At 63.1% G+C, this 5,604-nt stretch carries 4 protein-coding genes; all 4 read right to left on the bottom strand.

Annotation, left to right across the window (positions count from 1 at the left end; genetic code table 11):
- Positions 1 to 197, bottom strand: a 197-nt coding sequence (locus VZ95_RS11540) for a type II toxin-antitoxin system RelE/ParE family toxin (protein ID WP_045775973.1), incomplete at its 3' end; no start/stop codon positions are given.
- Positions 194 to 463 (bottom strand): ribbon-helix-helix domain-containing protein, encoded by a 270-nt coding sequence (locus VZ95_RS11535; protein ID WP_045775972.1) that lies wholly within the window; start codon positions 461 to 463, stop codon positions 194 to 196. The genes VZ95_RS11535 and VZ95_RS11540, both read right to left, overlap by 4 nt.
- 80 nt (positions 464 to 543) lie before the next feature.
- The gene (locus VZ95_RS28225; RefSeq protein ID WP_332308078.1) at positions 544 to 1,449 is read right to left on the bottom strand and encodes a hypothetical protein; all 906 of its coding nucleotides are present in this window, start codon (positions 1,447 to 1,449) and stop codon (positions 544 to 546) included.
- On the bottom strand, positions 1,373 to 5,281 hold the full coding sequence (locus VZ95_RS11530) for an NAD-glutamate dehydrogenase (RefSeq protein WP_332308077.1): 3,909 nt from the start codon (positions 5,279 to 5,281) through the stop codon (positions 1,373 to 1,375). Before VZ95_RS11530 ends, VZ95_RS28225 begins: the two co-directional genes overlap by 77 nt.
- Positions 5,282 to 5,604: the final 323 nt, after the last annotated feature.

The raw sequence follows: 5,604 nt of genomic DNA, 5'->3' as shown, positions 1-5,604 counted from the left end.
TGGGTAATCCGCAGGCCAGGGCGAACGTCATCGCGTTTTGTGCCGCGCATTGGAAATGTTTGTAGGTTTTCGCAATAGGTTGCGATGGCATCGGTATAGCGAGCGGCAATTTCGGGGGATGCCTCTATCGCTATATAGCGATAGAGCTCAATGAGCTGTTCTTCAGCCTCCGGTGAGAAGGCGACGCGATATGTCATCGCTTCCGAGCATGTTCCGCGGCGAGGCGGGCGCGCACCTGATCGATACCGATAAGACGGTCGGGCTCAGCCTTTAATGCATCATAGGCTGGCCCGACCTGATTACGGAGCCAGCCGTCAATCGCCCGATCCCGCGCCATGAGCGTGCGCAGGCCGTCGCGGATGACCTCGCTCTCCGAGGCATACTCGCCCGTGCTTACCTTGGCTTTGACCAAATCGGCCATATCGTTCGGTAGCGTAATGCTGAACTGCTGGGTCGTCCGCATGGCGTCTGTCCCGACCATAAAGGAATAGGATTTAATCCTATTCCCTTTATGTCTTGGAAGCCAAGGCTTTGGGTTTCCCCTTACACCGTCAAAGCCCGCAACGCCCGTTCGGCCACTGTCAAGCGGGCGAGATCGGCCCCCGGTTGGGCGGCGAGCTCGGCGAGCAGGCTGTCTGCCGCTTTCAGACTATCGCCGCGCTCGGCCAGCCACCCGTCGAACCCGCCGGGATGGGCGAGGCTCTGCCGGGCGATGATTTCTTGCAGGCGGGCGAAATCCCCGGCAAGCCCGGTGAGGGCCGCGCGCGTCCAGCCGTCGCCCGCAGGCGCGGTGGCAACGGCAGCACGCAGGCCATCGAAGCCCAGGCGTTGCCCTGCCGCCGCAAAGACCGTTCCGGCCCGGTCGATCTCGACCCCGGCGGCTTCCGCCACGGCGAGCACATCGAGCCGTTGCACCAACTGCCCGAGGGCAGAAACGCGGCCCGCGACGCTGGTATCGCTAGCAACACCGTCGCGCAGCCGGGCAATCGCCGGGCTGAGGGCGGCCAACGCATCGCCGATGCTCCCGGGGAGGGACTGGCGCAGCACCCAGCGCATCGCCGTCTCCAACGCCTTGGAACTAGCGCGATAGAGGGCGAGTTGGTCGGCGGCCGGGCCGTGCCCGTCGAGCGCTTCGATAGAAGCCCACAGGGTCGACAGATCCAAGGCACCGCGCGCGATGGCATAGGCGCGGGTGAGATCGCCGATGCTGGCCCCGGTTTCGCCCTCAAGGTCCGAGAGCAGGGCGATCCCGCCGCGATTGACCATTTCATTGGTCAGCACCGTGGCGATGATTTCCCGGCGCAGCCCGTGGCGCAGAATGACCTCGCGATAATCCTCGCCGAGAACGGGCGGGAAATAGCCGATCAGATCATCATTGAGGGCGGCATCGTCGATCACGGGGGAGGGCAGAAGCTTGTTGTAGACAGCGATTTTGGACCAGGCCAGCAAGGGTGCGAGTTCCGGGCGAACCAACGCCAGCCCGGCGGCACGGCGGGCATCGAGTTGGGCGGCGGTCGGCAGGCTTTCGAGACCGCGGTCCAGCGCCACCTCTTTTTTCCAACCGGTCCATCAGGCGGCGGGCGGTATCGATATAGTCGCCCCCTTCGTATTGGGCGGCGGAAAGGGCGAAGGTTTGCAGGTAATTATCGCGCAACACATGATCGCAGACGTCGGTTGCCATGCTGGCGACCAGCGTATCGCGGCCCGGAATATCCAAATCACCGCGCTGCACCGGATCGCCGAGCAGGATTTTGATATTCACCTCGTGATCGGAGCAATCGACCCCGGCGGAATTATCGATGGCGTCGGTATTGAGCCGCACGCCCGCAAGCGCCGCTTCGATGCGCCCGCGCTGAGTGGCACCCAGGTTCGCGCCTTCGCCGATCACCCGCGCCCGCACTTCGCGCCCATCGATGCGCAAGGCATCATTGGCGCGGTCGCCGACGCCGACGTTATTCTCGTCCTGGGCCTTGATGTAAGTGCCGATACCCCCGAACCACAGCAGATCGACCTGGGCTTTCAGCATCGCCTGAATGAGTTCGGCGGGCGTTACTTGCTCCCGATCAATGCCGAACAGGGCTTGGATTTCCGGCGTCAGCTTCAGGATTTTGGCCGACCGCTCAAAAATCGCGCCGCCCTTGGAGATCAGCGAGGCGTCGTAATCTTTCCAGGTGGAACTGGGCAGGGCGAACATCCGCTTGCGCTCTTCAAACGTCCGCGCCGCATCGGGGGTCGGGTCGATGAAGATATGCATATGGTTGAACGCGCCAACGAGCCGCAGCTTGTCCGAATGGATCAAGCCATTGCCGAACACATCGCCCGCCATATCGCCGATACCGATGACGGAGATTTCCTGCTGGCGCAGATCAATCCCGGCTTCGCGCAAATGCCGCTCCACGGCGACCCAGGCGCCGCGCGCGGTAATGCCGAGCGCCTTATGGTCGTAACCCGCCGAGCCACCCGAGGCGAAAGCATCGTCGAGCCAGAAGCCATACTCGCGGCTGACGCCATTGGCGATATCCGAGAAGGTCGCCGTGCCCTTATCCGCCGCCACGACCAAATAGGGATCGTCGGCATCAAGGCGCACCACATTCGGCGGCGGCACGATCGCGCCTTCCTTGCGGTTGTCGGTAATATCGAGCAACCCGCGCATCATCGTCTTGTAGCATTCGATGGCGTGGGCGAGCACCGCCGGGCGGCCCGCTTCGGGCGGCAGCGGGCGCTTGACGAAGAAGCCGCCTTTCGAGCCCACGGGCACGATCACGGCGTTCTTCACCGTTTGCGCTTTCATCAACCCCAGAATTTCCGTGCGGAAATCTTCGCGCCGATCCGACCAGCGAATGCCGCCGCGCGCCACTTTGCCGCCGCGCAAATGCCCGGCTTCCACGTCGGGCGAATAGACCCAGATTTCGTAGAGCGGGCGGGGTTTGGGCAGATCGTCGATCTTGGCGCTATCAAGCTTGAAGCTGACATAGGCTTTCGGCAGCCCGTCCGCCCCGACCTGATAAAAGTTGGTCCGCAGAGTGACGAGGATCAGGTTCAGATAGCGCCGCAGAATCCGATCTTCATCGAGCGCCGTCACGGCATCGAGCGCGTGCTCGATCTCAACGACGATCCCGGCCGCGCGCACTTCGTCGGATGTCGCCGGGTTGAAGCGCGCGTGGAACAGGGCGACCAGCAGGCTAGCAATCGCCGATTGATTGGCGAGCGCTTGCTCCAGATAGCTTTGGCTATAGGTCAGCCCGGCCTGCTTCAGATATTTGGCATAGGCGCGCAGAATGACGGTCTCGCGCCAATCGAGCCCGGCGGCCAGAATCAGGCGGTTGAAGCCATCGTCTTCGGCCCGGCCATTCCAGGTAGCGGCGAAAGCAGCGTGGAAGCGCTCGCGCACGTCCTCTAGGGCAACGGCGCGCTTATCCTGGACCACCAGATCGATATCGTGCAGCCAGACGCGCGGGGCCGGTTGGCCGTCAGCCGTCAGCGGGCGCAGCTTGAACGGGGTTTCGCTGAGCACGCGCAGGCCGCGATTTTCCAGCATCGGCAGCACGTCCGACAAAGCAACCGGCTGACCCGTGCGGAAAATCTTGAAGCTCAACTCCGTATCCGCCGCGTCGGGGCGGCGGTAAACCCAGAACACGGTATCGCCCTCGCCCGCGCTCAAAATGCGCGGAATATCGGCAACGGCATCGTCGCCGGTGAATTTTTCGCGGTAGGCGGCGGGGAAAGCGTTCATGAACCGGCGCAGCAGCCCGCCGCGCGTGGTGCCGCCCGGCGGGGTGATCCGACCCAGGGCCGACTGGATCTGATCGACCCAGCCGCGCCCGGCCTCCACCAAGCGCCGCTCAATCTCGGCGCTATCGAACTCGACCCGCTCGTCGCGGTTGGTCTTCACGATGATATGCAGGCGCGCCAGCGGCGATTCCGACAGTTGGATATAGGAGGCCGAAATCCGCCCGCCCAAGCCTTCCGCCAGAATCGCGTGGAAGCGCTCGCGCAGGGCATTATCGTAGCGGTCGCGCGGGACATAGACGAGGCAGGAGACATAGCGCGCAAACGGGTCGCGCCGGGCGAATAGCGCGATCCGGCGGCGATCCTGGAGTTGCAGCACGGCCATCGCCGTTTCGAACAGTTCCGCCGGGTCGATCTGGAACAGCTCGTCGCGCGGGTAGGTTTCGAGGATCTGCATCAAGGCTTTGCCGTCGTGGCTATTGGGGACAAGCCCCGCTTGGCTGACGACGTGATCGATTTTTTGGCGCAGTACCGGAATCGTGCTCGGGCTATCATTATAGACGCGGCCCGTGAACAGCCCGACGAAGCGGCGTTCGGCAATGACTTTGCCGGTCGCATCGAGCTTCTTGATCGCCACCACATCCATATGAACGGGGCGGTGAACGGTAGCGCGCTGATTGGCCTTGGTGACGGTCAGCAGCGTCGGTGATTCAAGGAAGGCGCGCACTTCCGGCGGTAGGGCCGAGAGGGTGCGAATCCCGTCAAAAATCGAATAATCGGGGTCGCGCAGAATGCCGAGGCCGCTATCGTCGGTGACTTTCATCACCGTTTCGCCATCCACCGTATCGAAGACATACTCGCGGTAGCCGAGCAGCGTCATGTGATTGTCGGCGAGCCACGTCAGAAACGCCTTGGTTTCCTCCACTTCGCCCGCGCTGATCGGGGCCGAGGCTAAGGCCGGATCGTCCAACTCCGCCGTAATCAGCGACAGCCGATGCAGCATCGCCCGCCAATCTTCGACCGCCGCGCGCGTGTCTTTCAGCGCTTGGGCGAGTGAGGCTTCGATGACGGGGAAATCTTCATCTTCCACCGTGCCGCCGAGGCCGATTTGCATGACCGATTCGGCCTTACCCGCGCCATAGGCGGTTCGGTTGCCCGCCGCATCGCGCGTGACGCGCACGATGGGATGCAGGATGATATCGACGGTCAGATCGGCGGCGAGCCGCCCGGTCGAGAGCGCGCTGGTGACGGTATCGACCAGGAAGGGCATATCGTCATTGACGATTTCGACCAGGATCGGCGTGCCGAGCCAGGCGCTGTTCCGCGCATCGGGGCGGACGACGCGCAGTTTGGCCTCGCCCGGCTGGCGCTGGGCGGCGAAATCCCACAGCGAGCGGGCGCAGGCAACCAGATCCTCCGGCGTCCGCGCCGACAGATCGGCGCGCGATAGCCCGCTGAATAAGGCGCGCGCGAAGGGGATAAGATCCCCCTCCAACCGCGCGGCAACCGCTTCGAGCACCTGAGTCCGCAACGCTTCCGTCTGTAAGCCCATCGTTTCCTCCTGCTGCGGGGCGGGCGGGGAGAGGTGCCGCACCCCCATCGGGCATGCTTCGCGCCGATCCTGAGTGTCCCGTATCGTGAAGTTTCTGTGCTTTTTTTTCCGCTTTATAACACGACCTGCGACAGAGTGAAGCATTTCGGCGTGGGGTGGATATGCTGTTTTTTTTGAGCGGGTGGCTAGCAAAAAGAAACTCCGGCGTCCGCGCTACAGGGAGAGCAGCCACGCTGGATGAGCGTATCAGAATTTTATGATGTTTGCGCTCCGCTTGGGCGGAGATAAGGCTGAATTTGCTGGGAAAAGTGAGGGCGAGGATC

The sequence above is a fragment of the Elstera litoralis genome (assembly GCF_000963705.1).
In the GTDB taxonomy this organism is placed as follows: domain Bacteria; phylum Pseudomonadota; class Alphaproteobacteria; order Elsterales; family Elsteraceae; genus Elstera; species Elstera litoralis.
Note: the sequence above shows the minus strand (reverse complement) of the source record. Positions and strands in the feature narration are given on the sequence as shown.